Genomic DNA, 18,022 nt, shown 5'->3' on the forward strand with positions numbered 1-18,022 from the left:
GGGGTACGGGGCCCGGAGGCACGCGCCCGCGGGCGCCGGACCGGCGGCCGCCGGGGACGCGGCGGCCCCGTCACCTCGGAGGGTGGCGGGGCCGGCGGGGCGGAGGGCGGGGCGCGAAGGGGTCAGCCCGGGATGAGGCCGTCGTCGGAGAGCATCTCCCGGACCTCCTCCAGGCTCGCGTCCGGAGCCGGGAGGATCAGCTCCGAGGGTTCGAGGGCGTCGTCCGGGAGTGGCTCGCCGAGCCGCCGCACGGCGTCGAGCAGGGCTCCCAGCGTGCGCCGGAAACCCTCCGTGTCCCCCGACTCCATCTCGGTCAGCAGCTCGTCGTCGAGCTTGTTCAGCTCGGCGAGTCGACTGTCGGCCAGCTTCCACTGGCCCTCCCCCATGATCCGTACGATCATGACGCGTCCTGTCTGTCGCCGTCGGCGGTCGCTACTTCTCGAAGCGCGGGTGGGACTGCTGGGTGCGGTCCTGCGGAGCGGCGGCGCCGCCGCCCTCGATGGCCTGCTGCTGCGCCGACGGGCCGCCGGCCAGCTCGGCCTTCATGCGCTGGAGCTCCAGCTCGACGTCCGTGCCGCCGGAGAGGCGGTCGAGCTCGGCCTGGATGTCGTCCTTGGCGAGCCCGGACTGGTCGTCCAGGGCGCCCGAGGCGAGCAGCTCGTCGATCGCGCCGGCGCGCGCCTGGAGCTGTGCGGTCTTGTCCTCGGCCCGCTGGATCGCCAGGCCGACGTCGCTCATCTCCTCCGAGATGCCGGAGAAGGACTCGGCGATCCGGGTCTGTGCCTGGGCCGCCGTGTACGTCGCCTTGATCGTCTCCTTCTTGGTGCGGAAGGCGTCGACCTTGGCCTGGAGGCGCTGGGCGGCGAGGGTGAGCTTCTCCTCCTCGCCCTGCAGCGTCTGGTGCTGCACCTCAAGGTCGCTGACCTGCTGCTGGAGCGCGGCGCGGCGGGACAGTGCCTCGCGCGCCAGGTCCTCGCGGCCGAGGGCGAGGGCCTTGCGGCCCTGGTCCTCCAGCTTGGCGGACTGGCCCTGCAGCTGGTTCAGCTGGAGTTCGAGCCGCTTGCGGGAGGTGGCGACGTCGGCGACGCCGCGCCGCACCTTCTGCAGCAGCTCCAGCTGCTTCTGGTAGGAGTAATCGAGCGTCTCGCGCGGATCCTCGGCCCGGTCAAGGGCCTTGTTCGCCTTCGCGCGGAAGATCATCCCCATACGCTTCATGACACCGCTCATGGGCTTCGCGCGCCCCCTTCTGACGGACTTCGGCTCCAGCTCTCCAACAGGATCCACAGTACGGGCCCTGTCTCCATTACCGCACTGTTCGGAGCGGGATGCGCTCCTCCCCAAGGACGACTGCGCCCGGTGTTCCTCAGGCCCAGGGTGGAGACGGATCTCGGGGGAGACCCTCTTCGTCCTCCGTACGTACCCCCCAGGACGCAGTCCGTTAGCGGATCGTTCCCGCCCGAGCTGGGGTCCATGCCCACCACCCCGTACCCTTGGGTTTTGTGTTCCGTAGCCGTTCGAAGGACGAGAAGGCCCCCACCGACAAGGTGACGGCGGACCTCTCCACCAAGCAGCCCCGCGACCCCGAGGCCCCCAAGGGCCGCCCGACCCCGAAGCGGAGTGACGCGCAGACCCAGCGCCGACGCGCCGCGTCGGTGCCGACCGACCGCAAGGAGGCCGCCAAGCGCCAGCGCGAGGCACGCCGCTCCGACCTGGCCCGTCAGCGCGAGGCGCTGGCCAGTGGCGACGAGCGTTACCTGCCGGCCCGCGACAAGGGTCCGGTCCGCCGCTTCGTGCGCGACTTCGTCGACTCCCGGTTCGCGATCGCCGAGTTCTTCCTGCCGATGGCCGTGGTGATCCTCGTGCTGTCGCTCTTCGGCAACGCCAACCGCGGTCTCCAGAACATCTCCCTGCTGCTCTGGCTCGGTGTGATCGTCCTGATCGTCATCGACTCGGTCGGCATCTGGATCCGGCTGCGCAAGCAGCTGAACGAGCGCTTCCCGAACGAGCCGAAGCGCGGCGCGATCGCCTACGGCCTCATGCGGACGCTTCAGATGCGCCGCCTGCGACTTCCGAAGCCGCAGGTCAAGCGCGGAGAGCGGCCCTGAGCGCCGACAGCTCGGAGCACGGCGGAACCACCCTCGGCGAGGGTGGTTCCGCCGTGGTGACCTGGCAGGCGGGCGGCCCGGTGCTGCCCGCCGTCGCCCAGCCCACCGGGCTCGGCGGCCTGCGCGACACCATCCGCCAGGAGATCGTCGCCCGCCAGCTCGACGAGCAGATATCCGGCCGCTACCCGGTGGGTCAACGGCTGAGGATCCTCGACGCGGGCATGGGGCAGGGCGCACAGGCGCTGCGCCTCGCCCGGGCCGGGCACACCGTGACCGGTCTGGAGGCCGACCCCGAGCTCCTCAAGGCGGCCCGCGAGTCGCTGGCGACGGAACCCGCGGGCATCCGCGAGCGGGTCCGGATGATCGAGGGCGACGGGCGCGAGACCGGCGTCCACTTCCTGCCCGGCAGTTTCGACGTGGTCCTCTGCCACGGCGTCCTCATGTACGCGGACGAGCCGGACGCGCTGCTCGCGGGGCTGGCCCGGATGCTGGCTCCCGGCGGTCTGCTCTCCCTGGTGGTCCGCAACGCCGAGGCCCTCGCCATGCGCCCGGGCCTCGCGGGTGACTGGTCGGGGGCCCTCGCGGGCTTCGACAGCGATGTCATGACCGACGACAACGGCGTGAAGACGCGGGCAGACCGGCTCGACGCGCTGACGGCGACGCTCGCGGGGATCGCGGCGCCGCTGCACGCCTGGTACGGCGTGCGGGTCTTCACCGACGGCCTCCCCGCCGGGGCGGGCCTGCCGGCCGCCGAGGAGCTGGAGCGGCTGCTCGCCGCCGAGGACCGGGCCGGGCGCACCGAACCGTACCGACGCATCGCGGCGCTGCTGCACCTCTGCGGGGTGCGGCGGGGCTAGGGGGTGTCTTGTCGAAGCCCGGTCCGAGCACTTCGGACGGGGCTTCTTCTCGTCGTGCGGACGGGGATTCCTCCCGTCGTGCGGACCGGGCTTCTTCCCGTCGTGTCCGCGGACGGCGCCCGCACCACGGTCCGCGACAGGGGGCGCGGGCTTCCCCGGCCCCCCGCCGGCCTCCGGGCGCTCGGGCCCGTCCGTTCCGGGTCGTGCCCGAAGCGGAGGGACTTCTAGCCTTCCGCGTCCAGGGGCATGGGGCCGTAGATCTTGGTGCCGTCCTCGGAGAGGGTCACCTGGTCGGCGCCGCCGCCGAGGAGGTCACGCCAGTGCTCGCCGATCCAGCTCTCGGCGTCGCCCTGGGTGGTGAACTCCTCGGGGGTCACCACCGGCTCGACCTGTGTGCCGTCGGACTTCTCGAACCGCCACGTCCATGCCATGTCCGCCTCCTGGAGCTCACCGGATGATCGGTTTCCTGCCCGCAGCGTAGCCGGGCGCGCACGCCTCGCGGCGGCGCGGGAGGATCTGAGGGTGGAACTGACTCTGCTCGGCACCGGAGCCCCGCTCGGGCTCCCCCGCCCCGAATGCCCCTGCGCGGTGTGCGCGCTCTCCCGCGGTACCCGTGCGCGGGCCGCGACCGCGCTGCTGGTGGACGGGGCTCTGCTGCTCGACCTGACCCCGGGGGCCGCGCTGGCGGCGGCCCGCTCGGGGCACTCGCTCGTGGGCGTGCGACAGGTCCTGCTCTCGCATCCGCACGACGGGCCGGCGGTGGAGGTGCCCGCGGGGCTGCCGACGGCGGGCCGGGTGCCGGACGGACGGGAGTTGACGCTGATCAGCGGACACACCGTGCGGGCGGTGTCGATGGACTCGCCCGGCACCGGGTACGAGGTGACGTCGGCGGACGGCGAGCGGCTGCTGTACCTGCCGCCCGGCGGCGCTCCGGCGGGCCTCCCGGAGGACCACCGGGTGCCGTACGACATGGTGATCGGCGATGTGACGGGGCGCCCGGACGCGCTGGCCCGGCTCCGGGCGACCGGGGCGGTCGGGCCGGCCACCGAGGTGATCGCGGCCCACCTGGACCACGACGTCCCGACCGGGGCCGAGCTGGACCGGCGGCTCGCGGCGGCCGGGGCGCGGGCGGTGCCGGACGGGACGACGCTGTACGTGGGCGACTACCACGAGGTGCCGGACGTGCCGCGGCGGACGCTGGTGACCGGCGGGGCCCGGTCGGGCAAGTCGGTCGAGGCCGAGCGGCGCCTGGAGACCTTTCCCGAGGTGCTGTACGTGGCGACCGGCGGGACACGCGAGGGCGACGCGGAGTGGGCCCAGCGGGTCGGGCTGCACCGGGAGCGGCGGCCCGGTTCCTGGCGTACCGCCGAGACCTGCGACCTCGTCCCGCTGCTGGCCGGGGAGGGGCCCGCGCTGCTGGTCGACTGCCTGTCGCTGTGGCTGACGGACGCCATGGACCGGGTGGACGCCTGGGACGACGAGCGGTGGGCGTCGGGCGGGCAGACGTCGCTGCGGGAGAGGACGGCGGAGCTGGTGGCGGCGGTGCGGGCGACGCGCCGCACGGTCGTCGCGGTGACGAACGAGGTGGGGTCGGGGGTGGTGCCGGGCACCGCGTCGGGGCGTCGCTTCCGGGACGAACTGGGGCGGCTGAACGCGGCCTTCGCCGACGAGTGCGAGCAGGTCGTCCTGGTGGTCGCCGGTCAGCCCCTGGTGCTGCGCGGGTAGGGTGCGATCACCGATGGCCACCGGCCTGGCCCCAGCTGATTGCCCCGAGGCGGACACCCGTGAACCTGGACGACTTCTCCGATCTGATCGAGCGCCCCGACGGCGGGATCCGGCGTGACGCCGAGGAGCGCCGGGAGCGGCTGAGCGTGCCGCCCGGCGCGCTGGGACGCCTGGACGAGCTGGGCGAGTGGCTGGCGGCGGCGCAGGCGACGGTCAAGGTGCGGGCGATCGAGCAGCCGCGGGTGGTGCTCTTCGCGGGCGACCACGGGGTGGCCTCGCTCGACGTCTCCGGGCGCGCCGCGGGGACCGCGCACGAGCTGGTGCGGGCGGTCCTGGACGGGGCGAGCCCACTGGCCGTGCTCGCCCGCTCGATGGACGTGCCGGTGCGGGTCGTGGACGCCGGTCTGGACTGCGAGCCGGAGCTGCTGCCCGCCGAGGTGGTGCGCCACCGGGTTCGGCGCGGCAGCGGCCGGATCGACGTGGAGAACGCGCTGACGGCGGAGGAGACCGAGGCGGCGGTCCGGCTCGGCATCGCGATCGCCGACGAGGAGGCGGACTCGGGCACCGACCTGGTGGTGCTCGGCGACCTGAGCGTCGGCGGGACGACGGCGGCCTCGACGCTGATCGCGGCCCTGTGCGGGACGGACGCCTCGGTGGTGACGGGCCGCGGCGGCGCGGGGATCGACGACCTGGCGTGGATGCGCAAGTGCGCGGCGATCCGCGACGCGCTGCGGCGGGCCCGGCCGGTCCTGGGCGACCAGCTGGAGCTGCTGGCCGCGGTCGGCGGGGCGGACCTGGCGGCGATGACCGGTTTCCTGCTCCAGGCGTCGGTGCGGCGGATGCCGGTGATCCTGGACGGTGTGGTGGGCGCGGCCTGCGCGCTGGTGGCGCAGCGGGCGGCGTTCCGGGCGCCGGACTGGTGGCTGGCGGGGCAGGTCAGCGGTGAGCCCGCGCAGACGAAGGCGCTGGACCGGATGGCACTCAACCCCCTGCTCGACCACGGCGTCCATGTGGGTGAGGGAACCGGTGCCCTGCTCGCACTTCCCCTCGTCCGGGCCGCGGCCGCGTTCGCCGCGGAGCTGCCCGAGCGTCCGGATCCGGCCGGGTCGGGCGCGGCGGACGAGGAGCACTGAGGAAGACGGACCGACCTGCTCCGGGGCGGCCGCGCGCCACGCACGCGTGGCCGCCCCGGCGTCTCGGCAGGGGAAGCGGTGCCCCATATGATCGCTTTTCATGGGAGAGGTCCGTTTGTCCACCGAAGCAGCGCCCCGGGGCAGCACCGTCCGCTCGCGGCGCAGCGCCGCGTTCGCCGTCTGGTACCTGCGCGTCGTCACGTTCATCAATTTCCTGAGCGCCGTCTGGGTCTCCTTCGGGCAGGACCTTCGACGGCACAACGAGGACGACTACTTCACTCCGTACATGCTCACCGCGGGCTTCGCCTCGGGGGTCTTCACCCTCTTCCTGGCGATCACCATGCGGCGGCGCAAGCGGGCGGCGTGGATCCTCAACATGGTCCTCGGCGGGCTGTTCCTGCTGCTCTTCGCACTGGTGATGATCTTCCCGGAGATCCGCGGGCACGCGCAGAACTGGGTCTCGCTCGCGCTGACCGCAGCCTTCGTGGTGGCGCTGCTGCTGGGCCGCAAGGAGTTCTACGCGAAGGGCGACCGCTCCAACCCGCTGCTCGCCGCGGCCGTGGCGGTCGGGGGTCTGCTCGTCACCTCGCTGCTCGCCGCCGTCCTGGTCACCGTCACCAACACGGCCACCGCCCACTCCACCTTCCTGGAGCGCTGGCGGTACGGCGTGATGCGGCTGATCACCCTGGCCGCCGACGACTCGCGCCTGCCGAACATCTCCACCCCGGGCTGGGTCGACGTCACCATCAACGTCCTGTCCACGCTGCTCCTGTTCGCCGTGCTGTTCGCGGCCTTCCGCTCCCGGCGGGCCACCGACCCGCTGACCGAGGAGGACGAGGAGCGCCTTCGGGCCCTGCTGGACAAGCAGGGGGACCGCGACTCGCTGGGCTACTTCGCGCTGCGCCGCGAGAAGAGCGTCGTGTGGTCGCCGAGCGAGAAGGCCGCCGTCACCTACCGGGTGGTGGGCGGGGTCTCCCTCGCCTCCGGCGACCCGATCGGCGACCCCGAGGCATGGCCCGGGGCCATCGAGCCCTGGCTCGCCGAGGCCCGCGCGCACGGCTGGATCCCGGCGGTGATGGGGGCGAGCGAGGAGGCCGGCACCGTCTACGCCCGGCACGGCATGGACGCCCTGGAGCTGGGCGACGAGGCGATCGTGGAGACCGACGAGTTCACCCTGGACGGCCGGGCGATGCGCACCGTCCGGCAGGCGTACAACCGGGTCAAGCGGGCCGGGTACGAGGTCCGGATCCGGCGCCACGAGGACATCCCGGCCGACGAGATGGCCGAACTGCTGCGCAAGGCCGACGACTGGCGGGACGGGGCCACCGAGCGGGGCTTCTCGATGGCGCTCGGCCGGCTCGGCGATCCGTGCGACGGCCGCTGCGTGATGCTGGAGTGCACCGACGACCAGGGCGAGCTGCGGGCGGTGCTGTCCTTCGTCCCCTGGGGCCCGAAGGGGCTCTCGCTCGACCTGATGCGCCGTGACCGGGAGTCGGAGAACGGCCTGATGGAGTTCATGGTCATCGAACTCCTCCAGCGCGCCAAGGAGATCGGGATCACTCAGGTCTCGCTGAACTTCGCCATGTTCCGCTCCGTCTTCGAACGTGGCTCGAAGCTCGGGGCGGGACCCGTGCTGCGCATGTGGCGTTCCCTGCTCAGCTTCTTCTCCCGCTGGTGGCAGATCGAGTCGCTGTACCGCGCCAACGCCAAGTACCGACCGATCTGGGAGCCCCGATACATGCTCTTCGAGAAGAGTGCGGACCTGCTGCGCATCGGCCTCGCGGCCGGGCGGGCCGAGGGCTTCCTGGAGGCCCCCGGCCTGCCCAGGTGGATGCACCGCAGACATCTGGCGAGCGGTCGTTGAACGAGCGCCTGAAGGACTTCGCCCGCCGCGAGTGGGGGCCGCTGTCCACCACCCTGCGGACCCGGCTGGCGACCGCGCGGTGGCGGGCGGTGCCGATGACGCTGGCGGCCGTCTGCCTCACCGCCGTGTTCCAGGTCGTCCAGAACCAGGACTGGGGGTACCGGCCGGTCCAGGACATCGGATTCGTGCGCGCCGAGGACCCGGTGTGGCTCGCGCTGCTGCGGACCCCGCTCTCGCTCTTCGTCCCCGCGCTCGACCTGCCCGTCTGGGGCGCCCTCGCCCAGGTGCTGCTGGTCTTCGGGATCGCCGAGATCTGCATCGGCCGGTGGCGGACGCTCGGCGTCGCCTACCTGGCGACGCTGGCCGGCACGCTCTACGCGCGCGTGGGCATCGCGATCGGACCGGACAGCCCGTTCGGGCTGCCCGCCTCCGACGCGCGGGTGGTGGACACCGGCCCCTCGGCGGCCGTGGTGGGCCTCGCCGTCTACGTCTGCTGGCGGTACGGGGCCCGGTGGACGGGCGCGGCCGTCGTGGTGGCGATGGTGGTCGAGGTGATCGTCAAGCCGAACCTGGCGGGCAAGGAGCACCTCGCGGCGATCGCCGCCGTCCTCGTCCTGATCGCGGTCCAGGCGCGGCGCGAGCGGGTCAGGAGGGCGGCGCGCCCCGTCCCGGCACCCGCTCCTGGAAGCCGCCGATGACGTCCTGGAACCGGCGCCGGACCTTGGTCCAGCGCTTGTCGTGGCGGTACGCGCGGAGCGCGGAGCGGGCCCTGGCCTTGTGGCGGCGCGCGTAGAGGTGCCGCGACCACCAGGAGCCGGGGCGGGCCAGCCGGACGGCGCCGACGATCGCCACGAACGGGATCAGGGTCCCGATCACCGCCAGCCGGACCTTCCCCTTCACCAGGGTGACCAGGACCAGGCCGAAGTTGAGCACGAGCGTCAGGATGAAGCTGGCCCGGTCCTGGCGCTCGTCCGCCGTCATGTCGTTGACGCCCAGCGGTGAGAAGCCGCTGAGCGCGAGTCCGACGAGCGCGGCGGTGAGGACGACCACCTCGACGCTCTGACGGCCCTCGTCCGTCCAGTAGACGTCGTCCAGGTGCAGGATGAGCGCGAACTCGTCCAGGACGAGTCCGGCGCCGACCCCGAAGACGACCGCGAAGACGGCCGCTCCCAGACCGTGCCGGTCGCTGGCCACCGCGCCGAATCCGCCGATGACCGTGAGGACGACGCCGGGCACGACGTGATGGATGTGGAGCCCTCCGGAGGAGACGTTCCGGAAGGGCCCCTTCCCCGCCCGGATGAGCCGGGTGACGGTGCGGGTGACCAGGAATGTCAGGACGAAGGAGGTCAGAGCGAGCAGCATCGGGACCTTGCCCGGCTCGACGAAGTTGCGGGAGAACCAGTGACCCATGCCACCCCGTTCCGATTTGCGCGATATGCGCAATCTACCGTTCGAGGGCGGCGATTACCCTGCCCGGATGGACGGCCTGCGTTTCGCCTTCGGCACCCTCACGGTGTTCCCCGCCCGCATCACCCGCTGGGACCGGGACGCGGCGCGCGCCGGCATGCTCTGCGCCCCGGTGGCCGGACTGGTCGTCGGCGTCTCCGCGGCCGCGTTCGGCGGAACGTTCCTGCTGCTCGGTTCCGGCCCGCTGCTCGCCGCCGTCGCCACCACCGCCGTCCCCGCCGTGCTCACCCGCGGCCTTCACCTCGACGGCCTCGCCGACACCGCGGACGGGCTCGGCAGTGCCAAGCCGGCCGAGGACGCGCTGCGCATCATGAAGCAGTCGGACATCGGGCCGTTCGGCGTCATCTCCATCGTCCTCGTCCTGCTCGCCCAGGTCGCCGCGCTCCACCGGCTGTACGAGGAGAGCTGGGCGCACGGCACGGTCGGCGCCGCGCTCGCCGCCACCGTCGCCCGCCTCGCCCTCACCCACGCCTCCCGCATCGGCGTCCCCGCGGCCCGCCCCGAGGGCCTCGGGGCGATCGTCGCCGAGACCGTCCCGGTCCGCTCCGCGACCCTCACCACCGCCGCCGTCCTGGTCGCCGCCGCCGGGGCCGGACTCCTCTCCTCCCCCCTCGACGCGGTCCGCAACGTGCTCGCGGCCGGCGCCGCCCTCGGCGCGGCGGCCCTGCTGCTGCGCCGCTGCGTACGCAGGTTCGGCGGCGTGACGGGCGACGTGTTCGGCGCGGTCGAGGAGACGGCGGCGACGGTGGCCCTGGCCGCGCTGACCCTGGGGTGACCGATCCGTGACCGGGGGGAGGGCAACCTTCCGCTCCCCCGCCCGGTCTTGGCACCGTGATCAGACATCTCGTCCGTACCTCCGCCGTGCTCGCGGCCGCGGTCCTGTCGCTCGCCGCGTGCGGCGGCGGTGACACCGCGAGCAAGGGCACCGCGCCCCACCCGGTCTTCTCCGAGCCACTGGCCCGGCAGGTCAACCTCGCCCTGCGGCACAGCCAGGAGACCGGCGGCGCCGACTTCCGGCAGACCGTCACCTTCGGCGCGGGCAAGGACACGGCCGTCCAGGACGTCACCGGGCGGCTGGACTTCGCGGGCTCGCGGGGCGAGGCGGCGCACCGCTGGAGCCTCACCCCCGGATTCCCCGAGGCGGCCCGGGAGACCCTCCTGGGCACCCTGCCCGGCCGTGCCACCGGCGACGCCGCCGGCCGCTACACCGTGGACACCCACGTCATCCACTACCGCGCCGAGTCCGCCGGCTACTGGCTCCGGTACGAGGGCGACATCAAGCCGCTGTGGGGCATCGACTCGATCAGCCATCTGCGGGGCACCGAGGGCGCGATCGGCGGCACGCTCCTGGAGGTGCTGAGCGGCGTACGGCCCGCCGCCGGGCGGCCGACGGCCGACGGCGGCCGGTCCTACCGGGCCGACATCGCGCTCGGCACGGCCCTGGACCTCTTCCCGTACGACCTGCGCACGGAGTTCGTCCCCCGCCCCCTGTACGCGACGGCGTCGAGCCCGCCGGTACCGGTCACGGTGGACGTCGACCGCGAGGGCCGGATCGTCCGCGCCCGGGCCGACCTCTCCTCGCTGCTCTCCCACGAGGAGGAGAGCCTGCTCGCCGGGGTGACCACGCTCCGCGCCGACCTGACCCTCGGCCGCTTCGGCGCGCCGAAGCCGGCGGTCCCGGCCGCCCCCGACGGCCGGGTCCTGGACGCCGCCGACACCGTCCGCCTCAGCTACGACCTCGCGGCCGGGGAGTGCATGGACTTCAACACCGGCATGCGGCACAGCCGCCTGGTGATCCGTGTGTCCTGCGCCGGCCCCCACGACGGGAAGGTGCTCGGACAGCACCCGCTCCGCGGTGCCTACCCCGGCGCCGAGGAGGCCATGGACCGGGCCGAGCGGGCGTGCGGGCGGTCCACGGGCGGCTCCCACTGGTACACCTGGTCGACCCGGGACGAGTGGTCGGACCGGGGTTCGGGCCGCGCCACCTGCTACACGGTCACCGCCCGACGCTCGACCGCCTGACCCGTTCGCCCGGCCGGGAGGGGACGGTCAGCACGCCTGGCGCCACACCCCCAGCTCGTAGCGCTTGCGCATCGAGCTGAGGCCCAGTTTCCGGGCCTGGGCGCAGAACCGGGAGGGCGCCAGCTCGTACTCGACGTGGAAGACCGCCTTGCCCGCCGCGACGAAGGGGGCGAGGCGGCCGCACTCGTCGTACTCGGCGCACTGCTCGTTGACCGCGAAGTCGAAGTCGGCGAGGAGCCCGGGGATCTGGTCCAGGTCGTTCTTGAGGCCGACGGCGAGGCCGCGGTCGTGGGCGAGGCGGGCGATCAGCCGGTTGTAGCGGAGCTGGTCGGCGGCGGTCAGGGGGAAGCCCGTGGTGTTGCGGTAGCCGTCCATGTTGTCGGGCTCGACGGCGTCGAAGCCCTTGTCGCGGCACATGTCGAGGCGGGCCGCCATGAGGGGTTCGAGGAGGTCGGTGCGGCGGATGTCGAGCCAGCGCTCGCCCTCCCAGCCGTTGCCCTTGCCGAGGAGCGACCGGGGGAACGTCGCCGCGTCCGGCCGGAAGTCCTCCCAGGCGCCGGTGGAGAGGTAGCAGATGACCTTCCGCCCGCGCGCGTGCAGGTCCTTCACGGTGGCCGCGGGGTGGTCGAAGCCGTCGATGTCGTACACGGGCACGTCGACGGACGGATCGAGGCGGCCGCTGAGCTGCCACTGCCAGGCGAGGCCGGGCTTCGGCCGCCAGCGGTCGTCCGCGGTCTTGGCGTCGTCCTGGCCGGGGGCCGACGTGCAGGCGGTGGCGAGCAGCAGCAGCCCCGCGAGCAGGGGAAGGAGGCGCCGCTTCGGGCGGGCGGGTCTCATCGGGCGGGCTCCAGGAGATGCGGAAGGGTGCCCCAGGGGTGCGCACCCGCGCCGGGGACGGCGCAGTGCACCGGGGTGGCCGGGCTGACCCCGGGCGGGGCCGCGTAGACGAGGTGGCAGTAGTGGGCGGCGACCGGCAGGTCGAGCGTCCGGTACGTGTCCCAGGGGCCCTCGAAGGTGACGAGGAGGTCGGCCTGGGCCTCGTAGCCGGGGTCCGGGTGGGCGCCGTGGTTGAAGACGAGGGTGGCGGCACCGGCGGCCCGTGCCGCCACCGCGATCCGCCGGTAGTGGGCGAGGGAGTCGGGAGCGGTCGTCACCTGGTCGAGGAAGGCCCCGTCGGCGCCGTACCAGTCGCGGTGCCGGAGCAGCTCGGTGACGACCTCGATGTGCGGGCGGCGGGCGTAGGCGGTGTCGACGTAGCCGAGGACCCGCACCCCGGCGGCCCGCAGCTGCCCGGCGGCGTCGATGAACGCCGGGTCGGGCGCCTGGCCGGCGCCGCTCGCCGGGTTGAGGACCACCCCGTAGAGGGAGGGGGCCGCGGCGACGAGCGCGGCCCACTCCTCGGGGCGTTCGGCGGGGTGCTCGTAGTACGGCACCAGCAGGGAGCGAGTCGTCACGGTCTCCCCCTAGACGCGGTGGACGGTCGGTCGTACCAGCAGAACACAGCTGAGGACGGTCAGCAGCGCCGCCGCTCCCCCGGCCGCCACCGGTCCGGCCGCCGGCACCGCCGTCTGGGCCGCCGCCGCGAGCAGGCAGACGGTCGCCGCGCTGACCACCGAGCCGAACGCCTGGAGCAGCAGCCCCAGCCAGAGGACGGTGCCGATCAGGAGCAGGCCCGTCAGGTGCGGGAGCGCCGGCCAGGGCGCGCCGGGCCACACCAGGGCGGCCGCGAGGGTGAGGCCGAGGAGGACGGTGAGGTACCCGCCGAGGCAGAGGACGAGGGTCCCGGTGACCGCCCGGCGGAACGCGCGGGCGGTGGTGAGGGTCCGCAGCCGGGTCAGGCTCTCGTCCCGGAAGCGGTGCAGCAGCCACTCGGCCGGCCCCATGGACAGGGTGAGCGCCATCACCGCCCCCACCCCGCCGACCAGGCTGTCGCCGACGCCGGCCCGGAGGACGAGCAGCCCGCTGCCGAGGCCGAACAGGCCGTACGGGAGGGAGACCGCGCGCGGTGGCCCGCCGCGGCCGGCGGCGCCGCGGGCCGTGCCCGGCCCGAGCACGAGCGCGGCGCAGCCGACGGACGCGGCGAGCGAGGCGAGGAGGAGGCCGGCCCGGAGCGGGTCGGGGAGGTCCCAGCGGAACGCGGGGAGCGCACCGGCGAGCGGCGACAGGGCGGCGATCAGGGCCCGTTCGCGGCCGAGGACCAGCAGGACGGTCGCGGCGGCGAGGTAGAGCGACTGGCCGGCGGCGAACACGGCGGCCGCGGCCTCGCCGGGCCCGGCGGCGGCGTACGCGACGGCCGTCCCGGCCAGTGCGCCGGCGGGGGCGCCGACGAGCAGGGCGCGGGCGGCGGCGGGCCGGTCCCCGAGCCCGAGCCAGGTGTACGCGCGGTGCGACAGCGCCTGGTTCCACACCCAGCCGGTGACCGCGCCGGCGAGGAGCGGGACCGTCCCCGGGGGGAGCCCGGCCCGGCCGTGCCCCCCGGCGAGGAGCGGCGCGGCCAGGACGTACGCCAGGCCCGGCAGCGCGAAGACGAGACCGCGCAGCAGACAGCCGGCGAGCCCGCTGAGCCAGACGCCGCCGGACCGTGCCTCCGGTTCGGGGTGGCGCCGCTCCACGCGCGCGTAGAGGTCCTCGGCGAGGGTGAAGGAGTCGGCCCGGCCGTAGGTGAGCCGGATGTGGTCGTCGGTCATCCCGTCGGACTCGAGGATCGCGGCGATCTCGTCGGGGTGCACGGCCGCGGCGACGAACCCGTCCAGCCGTTCGGCGAGTTCGTCCATCGGGTCGTCCGCGAGGGCGACGGCGGCGGGGGCCGGGGGTGTGGCGCGGGCCGCCGGCCGCTCGCGGCGGGGCCGCGGGATCGCGGGAAGGGTGGCGGGGCCGGTGGCCGGAGGCTTCAGCCAGAGGGAGCCGCTCATACCGGGGTGCCTCCGGGGACGAGGGTCGGGGAGGTGCGACGGGGGGACGGGATGCTGAGGCGGAGCGGGACGGGGGCGACGGCGGGGACCGGGCGCGCCGGACGGGCGCCGCCCAGTTCGAGGTAGATCTGGCGGAAGCCGTCCACGGAGCGGTTGAGGGTGAACCGGTCGACGACCCGCTGCCGTGCCCGGCGGCCGAGTTCGGCGCGCCGGGCCCCGTCCCGCAGGAGGGCGGTGACGGCGGCGGCCATGACGGCCGGTTCGCGGGGCGGGACGACGATGCCGGTCTCGCCGACGGCCTCGCGGACGCCGCCGACGTCCGTGGAGACGGTGGCGCGGCCGCAGGACATGGCCTCGATGAGGGAGAAGGGGAACCCCTCGCTGATGGAGGAGAGCATGACGACGCTGCCGGCCGCGTAGGCGGCGGGGACGTCGGAGACCCGTCCCTCGAAGGACACCCCGTCGGCGACGCCCAGTTCGGCGGCGAGCTTCTCCAGGCGGGTGCGGTAGTCCTCGTTGCCGGCCGGGACGGGGCCGAACAACCGCAGCCGCAGCTCGGGGAGTTCGGCGCGGCAGATCGCGTACGCCCGGACCAGGGTCTCCAGGTCCTTGATGGGGTCGACGCGGCCGCACCAGCTGAGGGTGGGCGTCTCGGGTTCGGGCCCGGCCTCGGGGAAGAGGGCCGGGTCGACGCCGTTGTAGACGGTGCGGATGCGTTCGACGGGGGCGCCGCCGCGCTCCTCCCAGCGCCGGTTGTACTGGTTGCAGGGGGTGATGAGGTCGGCCTTGCGGTACCCGAGGGTGTTGAGTTCGCGGTAGAAGCCGAGCATCAGGGCCTTGACGGGCCAGCGTTGGGCCTCGGTGCGGTAGCCGAGGTAGCGCTCGCGGAGGTAGATGCCGTGTTCGGTGAGCAGGAAGGGCACCCCTTCGAAGTGCTGCGCGGCGAGTGCGGGCAGGGTGGCGAGACCGCTGGAGACGGCGTGGGCCACGCTGCCGTCGGCTATCCGGGCGGCGAGCGGCCGCAGGGCGTGTTCCAGGAGGTCGGTGGCGGTGAGGGCGTCGTGGACGGTGGGCCCGGCCGCGACCGTCGGCAGGTGCGGCATGGTCCAGATCCACATGAGGGAGCGCAGGGCCGGTTCGGAGCGCAGGGCGGCGGTCAGCCGCCCCTGCCGGGCGAGGGCGGCCAGCGCATACAGGCTCGCGCCGAAGTCGCGGCCCGCCTCGGGGTCGAGGAGGGCGAGCAGGAGTCCTTCGTACGCGTCGAGGAAGGCCCGGCGTTCGCGCCCTCGCAGGGGCCGGCGCGCGCGGACGGGCGCCGGCCCCTGCGGAAGTCCCCAGAGGGGGTACGCGGTGTGCCGGGTGACGTTGGACGGCAGCTCCCAGGTGACGGGTTCGCGGCCGCTGCCGGTGAGGGCGAGGATCTCGAAGTCGACCTCGGGCATGCCGCGGACGAGCTGGTCGCACCAGGTGCTGACGCCTCCGTGGACATGCGGATAGGTGCCTTCGGTGAGCATGGTGACGTGGCGGCCACGGCTCGACATGTGCGTTCCCCCCGGAACGTGCTGGTCAGGCGCTCGGGAGCGTGAGGGTGACGGTGGTCTGGAGCGGTTCGGGCGCGGTCCAGGCGGAGCGGGTGCCGGCGTAGGGCGAGCCGAAGGCGGCGGTGCCGAGGACGAGGCGCTTGCGGGTGCCCTCGGGGGCGGTGAGGGGCACGGCGACGCCGGAGGGGGCCTTGACGGTGACCGCGGTGCCGATCCGGTAGGCGGTGACCTTGCCGGCGGCGAGGGCCTGGTCCCAGGCGGCGCGGCGGGTCAGCTCGGCGCCGGCGTCCCGCTGGGCGGGGTTGACCAGGGGCGCGGAGGGGGCGAACAGGGCGCGGTAGTCGGCCAGTACGCGGTCGAGGACGGGGTAGAGGAGCCGTTCCTCGGCGAGGTTGGACTGGTGCACGTAGTGCGGGCGGGGGTCGTTGGCCATCACGTGGGAGAGGGCGGTGCGCGCCTCCTGCGGGACGATCCGCGCGGCGTAGCCGGTGGCGGTGTCGAGGGGGGCGGGCAGGCAGGTGGAGGCCGGGTCGGACTCGCAGATGCCGCTGCCGCCGTCGGCGCGGGAGGTGTAGATCCAGTTGTACTCGTCGGTCATCTCGGCGGCGGTGCCCACGTTGTAGTACACGTTCATGGGGTGGCGGGGCACGGTCTTCGCGGCGCCGGAGCCGGTGCCGACGGCCCGCTGCTGCGGCTCGCGGGAGTTGTCGCTGCCGGTCCACTTCACCCCGTTGTCGGCGAGGGCGCCGGCCAGGTGGGGGTTGTCGACGGGCTGCTGGGGCAGGGTCCTGAGCCCGGAGTGCTCGCCGGTGACGAGTTCGCTCCGGTCGACGGGGATGCCCTTGGCCACGGCCCAGTTGTGGTTGTCGCGGATCTGGGCGGAGAGCTCGGAGCGGCCGACCCACAGGGTGTTCCCCGCGGTGTCCTGGGCGCACCGCCAGGGGACGACGGTGTTGTCCTGGACGCAGCCGAGGAAGGGGTGCGTGTAGGTGTGGTTGATCCAGCGGTACTGGGCGCGGTCGGCGACCAGCCGGTCGGTGAGCGGGTCGGTGCCGCCGTGCTCGGTCTTCCACTGCTCGCCCTGGCCGCCGTTGTAGACCATGTCGAGGGTGAAGCCGGACGCCTTCTGCCAGGCGGCGGCGTACTGCGCGTCGGCGACCGTCATGCGGATCGGGTCGGCGCCCTCGCCGTCGTCGCCGACGCAGTCGAAGTCGCCGGGGGTGCAGTTGCGGGCGGTGTCCCAGCGGGCGTCGGGGGCGAAGACGTCGTCGACGTGGACGGAGAGGTAGTTGCGGCTCTGGCCGAGGTGGACGCCCTGGGTGAGCCAGTCGACGATGCCGCGGGCCAGTGCCCGGAACTGCCGCTGGTAGCGGTTGTAGGCGAAGGTGACGACGAGTTCGCGGCGCCCGTCGGCGGCGTACTCGCCGACAAGGCTGGCCCGGCCGCCGCCGTCGACGGGCATGTCGAGGTAGCTGGTGTAGCCGGCCCTGGGGCGGCCCGCGTAGCCGTAGCTCTCGGCGACGGAGGCGTCGTTGTCCTCGAAGGCGAGCGCCCCGGCCAGGTAGCGGAAGGGGCCGGCCCGTCCGGCGGCGGTGACCCCGGCGGTGGCTCCGTCGAGGACGCCGGCGTAGCCGCCCGCGTCCGTGTAGTCGAGGCCGACGCCGGGATGGGACCAGGTGGAGGCGTCGACCTGCGGGATGCCGAAGGTCTTCTCGTAACTCAGGAGGGCGGTGTGCTCGGCGGAGTCGGGGCCGAAGGCGCTCTCGTGGGGCAGGACGACGCCCTGGTACTTGGCGCGGGGGCGGCCGTCGACGGTGTCGCTGAGGAAGGCCGCGTCGAGGACCGGCCGGTTCGGGTCGTCGAGGTCGATCCTGCGGAACGGGACGCCGGAACCCTTCAGCTCGTCGGCGATCGCCTCGACGGCGCTCCCGCCGTCGTCGACGACGAGGACGGTGAGGTCGATCCGGGGCACCGGGGCGGTCGCCGCCTGCGCCGACGGCATGACGGTCGCGAGGAGCGCGGCGGCCGCCAGGACCGCGAGCCGGGCGGTGCGGGGCGCGGTTTCGGGCGTACGGATTCGGTCGGAGTCCAAGGCTGGTGTCCCCCCTCGACGGGCGCCGGCCGGACAGGCGGGACCCGTGGAGATGTCGCAGATGAGGCGAAGGACGGTGTGTCGTCCTTGCGCGATTGAGGCGAGTGTGGCGGGGACGTGGAGGCCGAAACGGTAAACATGAAAGAGACACCACGGATGAGTGAACCAACGCCGCCGTGAGCGAACCGGGCGAGCGAGCGTAGGCTCGTTCTCGGCGCTCTCCGGGCCGAAATACGATGCGGCGGGCACGGTCGGCCCATCCCTCGACCGCCACAGAACTCAATGGAAGCGAGATTTCACCACC

The 18,022-nt window shown here is 74.0% G+C and carries 17 protein-coding genes; 8 read left to right on the forward strand and 9 right to left on the reverse strand.

Translation table 11 applies throughout. The features are described from left to right. Nucleotides 1-122 precede the first annotated feature (122 nt). Both AB0424_RS05405 and AB0424_RS05410 read right to left on the reverse strand, forming a co-directional pair. Nucleotides 123-401, reverse strand: a complete 279-nt coding sequence (locus AB0424_RS05405) for a hypothetical protein (protein WP_366302431.1) — start codon at nt 399-401, stop codon at nt 123-125. 31 nt (nt 402-432) lie between these two features. Continuing rightward, nucleotides 433-1,227, reverse strand: a complete 795-nt coding sequence (locus tag AB0424_RS05410) for a PspA/IM30 family protein (protein ID WP_017238869.1) — start codon at nt 1,225-1,227, stop codon at nt 433-435. Between the two features lie 272 nt (nt 1,228-1,499). Here AB0424_RS05410 and AB0424_RS05415 point away from each other — a divergent pair, with 272 nt between their 5' ends. Beyond that, complete coding sequence (locus tag AB0424_RS05415; protein WP_366302432.1) at nt 1,500-2,105, forward strand: DUF3043 domain-containing protein; 606 nt, start codon at nt 1,500-1,502, stop codon at nt 2,103-2,105. Nucleotides 2,106-2,185: 80 nt separating this feature from the next. Next, complete coding sequence (locus tag AB0424_RS05420; RefSeq protein ID WP_366302674.1) at nt 2,186-2,962, forward strand: methyltransferase domain-containing protein; 777 nt, start codon at nt 2,186-2,188, stop codon at nt 2,960-2,962. Nucleotides 2,963-3,186: 224 nt separating this feature from the next. On the opposite strand, the gene AB0424_RS05425 is transcribed toward AB0424_RS05420, so the two are convergent. Next, entirely contained in the window at nt 3,187-3,393 is a 207-nt protein-coding gene (locus AB0424_RS05425) for a hypothetical protein (protein ID WP_366302433.1), read from the reverse strand. Nucleotides 3,394-3,484: 91 nt separating this feature from the next. Here AB0424_RS05425 and AB0424_RS05430 point away from each other — a divergent pair, with 91 nt between their 5' ends. The 4 genes from AB0424_RS05430 to AB0424_RS05445 all read left to right on the forward strand — a co-directional run bounded on the left by AB0424_RS05430 (nt 3,485) and on the right by AB0424_RS05445 (nt 8,382). After that, a complete protein-coding gene (locus tag AB0424_RS05430; protein ID WP_366302434.1) occupies nt 3,485-4,687 on the forward strand; it encodes a bifunctional adenosylcobinamide kinase/adenosylcobinamide-phosphate guanylyltransferase in 1,203 nt (400 codons plus the stop codon). 59 nt (nt 4,688-4,746) lie between these two features. Continuing rightward, the gene (gene cobT / locus AB0424_RS05435) at nt 4,747-5,820 is read left to right on the forward strand and encodes a nicotinate-nucleotide--dimethylbenzimidazole phosphoribosyltransferase (RefSeq protein WP_366302435.1); all 1,074 of its coding nucleotides are present in this window, start codon (nt 4,747-4,749) and stop codon (nt 5,818-5,820) included. A 100-nt stretch (nt 5,821-5,920) separates the two neighbouring features. Continuing rightward, nucleotides 5,921-7,684, forward strand: a complete 1,764-nt coding sequence (locus tag AB0424_RS05440) for a phosphatidylglycerol lysyltransferase domain-containing protein (RefSeq protein ID WP_366302436.1) — start codon at nt 5,921-5,923, stop codon at nt 7,682-7,684. Continuing rightward, on the forward strand, nt 7,681-8,382 hold the full coding sequence (locus AB0424_RS05445) for a hypothetical protein (protein ID WP_366302437.1): 702 nt from the start codon (nt 7,681-7,683) through the stop codon (nt 8,380-8,382). The genes AB0424_RS05440 and AB0424_RS05445 overlap by 4 nt, the downstream gene beginning before the upstream one ends. Here AB0424_RS05445 and AB0424_RS05450 read toward each other — a convergent pair. Further along, nucleotides 8,330-9,094 carry a hypothetical protein gene (locus tag AB0424_RS05450; RefSeq protein ID WP_366302438.1) on the reverse strand — a complete coding sequence of 255 codons (765 nt, stop codon included), beginning with the start codon at nt 9,092-9,094 and terminating at the stop codon, nt 8,330-8,332. The genes AB0424_RS05445 and AB0424_RS05450 overlap by 53 nt on opposite strands. Nucleotides 9,095-9,119: 25 nt before the next feature. Between AB0424_RS05450 and AB0424_RS05455 the strand changes: the two genes are divergently transcribed. After that, nucleotides 9,120-9,926 (forward strand): adenosylcobinamide-GDP ribazoletransferase, encoded by an 807-nt coding sequence (locus AB0424_RS05455; RefSeq protein ID WP_366302439.1) that lies wholly within the window; start codon nt 9,120-9,122, stop codon nt 9,924-9,926. Nucleotides 9,927-9,982: 56 nt separating this feature from the next. Next, nucleotides 9,983-11,173: a hypothetical protein gene (locus AB0424_RS05460; protein ID WP_366302440.1), complete on the forward strand. Its 1,191-nt coding sequence runs from the start codon at nt 9,983-9,985 to the stop codon at nt 11,171-11,173. Between the two features lie 27 nt (nt 11,174-11,200). On the opposite strand, the gene AB0424_RS05465 is transcribed toward AB0424_RS05460, so the two are convergent. Genes AB0424_RS05465 through AB0424_RS05485 form a run of 5 tightly spaced genes read right to left on the reverse strand, consistent with a single transcriptional unit; the run spans nt 11,201 to nt 17,628 of the window. Next, on the reverse strand, nt 11,201-12,010 hold the full coding sequence (locus AB0424_RS05465) for an endo alpha-1,4 polygalactosaminidase (RefSeq protein WP_366302441.1): 810 nt from the start codon (nt 12,008-12,010) through the stop codon (nt 11,201-11,203). Then, nucleotides 12,007-12,627, reverse strand: a complete 621-nt coding sequence (locus AB0424_RS05470) for a spherulation-specific family 4 protein (RefSeq protein WP_366302442.1) — start codon at nt 12,625-12,627, stop codon at nt 12,007-12,009. Before AB0424_RS05470 ends, AB0424_RS05465 begins: the two co-directional genes overlap by 4 nt. 9 nt (nt 12,628-12,636) lie before the next feature. Continuing rightward, entirely contained in the window at nt 12,637-14,085 is a 1,449-nt protein-coding gene (locus AB0424_RS05475) for a hypothetical protein (RefSeq protein WP_366302443.1), read from the reverse strand. After that, on the reverse strand, nt 14,082-15,626 hold the full coding sequence (gene pelF, locus AB0424_RS05480; RefSeq protein WP_366302444.1) for a GT4 family glycosyltransferase PelF: 1,545 nt from the start codon (nt 15,624-15,626) through the stop codon (nt 14,082-14,084). The genes AB0424_RS05475 and pelF overlap by 4 nt, the downstream gene beginning before the upstream one ends. Nucleotides 15,627-15,651: 25 nt before the next feature. Continuing rightward, complete coding sequence (locus AB0424_RS05485) at nt 15,652-17,628, reverse strand: hypothetical protein (RefSeq protein WP_366302675.1); 1,977 nt, start codon at nt 17,626-17,628, stop codon at nt 15,652-15,654. Nucleotides 17,629-18,022 lie beyond the last annotated feature (394 nt).

The sequence above is a fragment of the Streptomyces sp. NPDC051180 genome, from assembly GCF_040689545.1.
GTDB lineage: Bacteria > Actinomycetota > Actinomycetes > Streptomycetales > Streptomycetaceae > Streptomyces.

What these genes read in the sequence shown, in the direction of transcription:
- AB0424_RS05485 (WP_366302675.1), bottom strand. Translation starts at nt 17,628, where the DNA reads ATGCCGTCGGCGCAGGCGGCGACCGCCCCGGTGCCCCGGATCGACCTC.
- AB0424_RS05450 (WP_366302438.1), bottom strand. Translation starts at nt 9,094, where the DNA reads ATGGGTCACTGGTTCTCCCGCAACTTCGTCGAGCCGGGCAAGGTCCCG.
- AB0424_RS05455 (WP_366302439.1), top strand. Translation starts at nt 9,120, where the DNA reads ATGCGCAATCTACCGTTCGAGGGCGGCGATTACCCTGCCCGGATGGAC.
- AB0424_RS05425 (WP_366302433.1), bottom strand. Translation starts at nt 3,393, where the DNA reads ATGGCATGGACGTGGCGGTTCGAGAAGTCCGACGGCACACAGGTCGAG.
- AB0424_RS05475 (WP_366302443.1), bottom strand. Translation starts at nt 14,085, where the DNA reads ATGAGCGGCTCCCTCTGGCTGAAGCCTCCGGCCACCGGCCCCGCCACC.
- AB0424_RS05440 (WP_366302436.1), top strand. Translation starts at nt 5,921, where the DNA reads ATGGGAGAGGTCCGTTTGTCCACCGAAGCAGCGCCCCGGGGCAGCACC.
- AB0424_RS05405 (WP_366302431.1), bottom strand. Translation starts at nt 401, where the DNA reads ATGATCGTACGGATCATGGGGGAGGGCCAGTGGAAGCTGGCCGACAGT.
- AB0424_RS05465 (WP_366302441.1), bottom strand. Translation starts at nt 12,010, where the DNA reads ATGAGACCCGCCCGCCCGAAGCGGCGCCTCCTTCCCCTGCTCGCGGGG.
- pelF (WP_366302444.1), bottom strand. Translation starts at nt 15,626, where the DNA reads ATGTCGAGCCGTGGCCGCCACGTCACCATGCTCACCGAAGGCACCTAT.
- AB0424_RS05410 (WP_017238869.1), bottom strand. Translation starts at nt 1,227, where the DNA reads ATGAGCGGTGTCATGAAGCGTATGGGGATGATCTTCCGCGCGAAGGCG.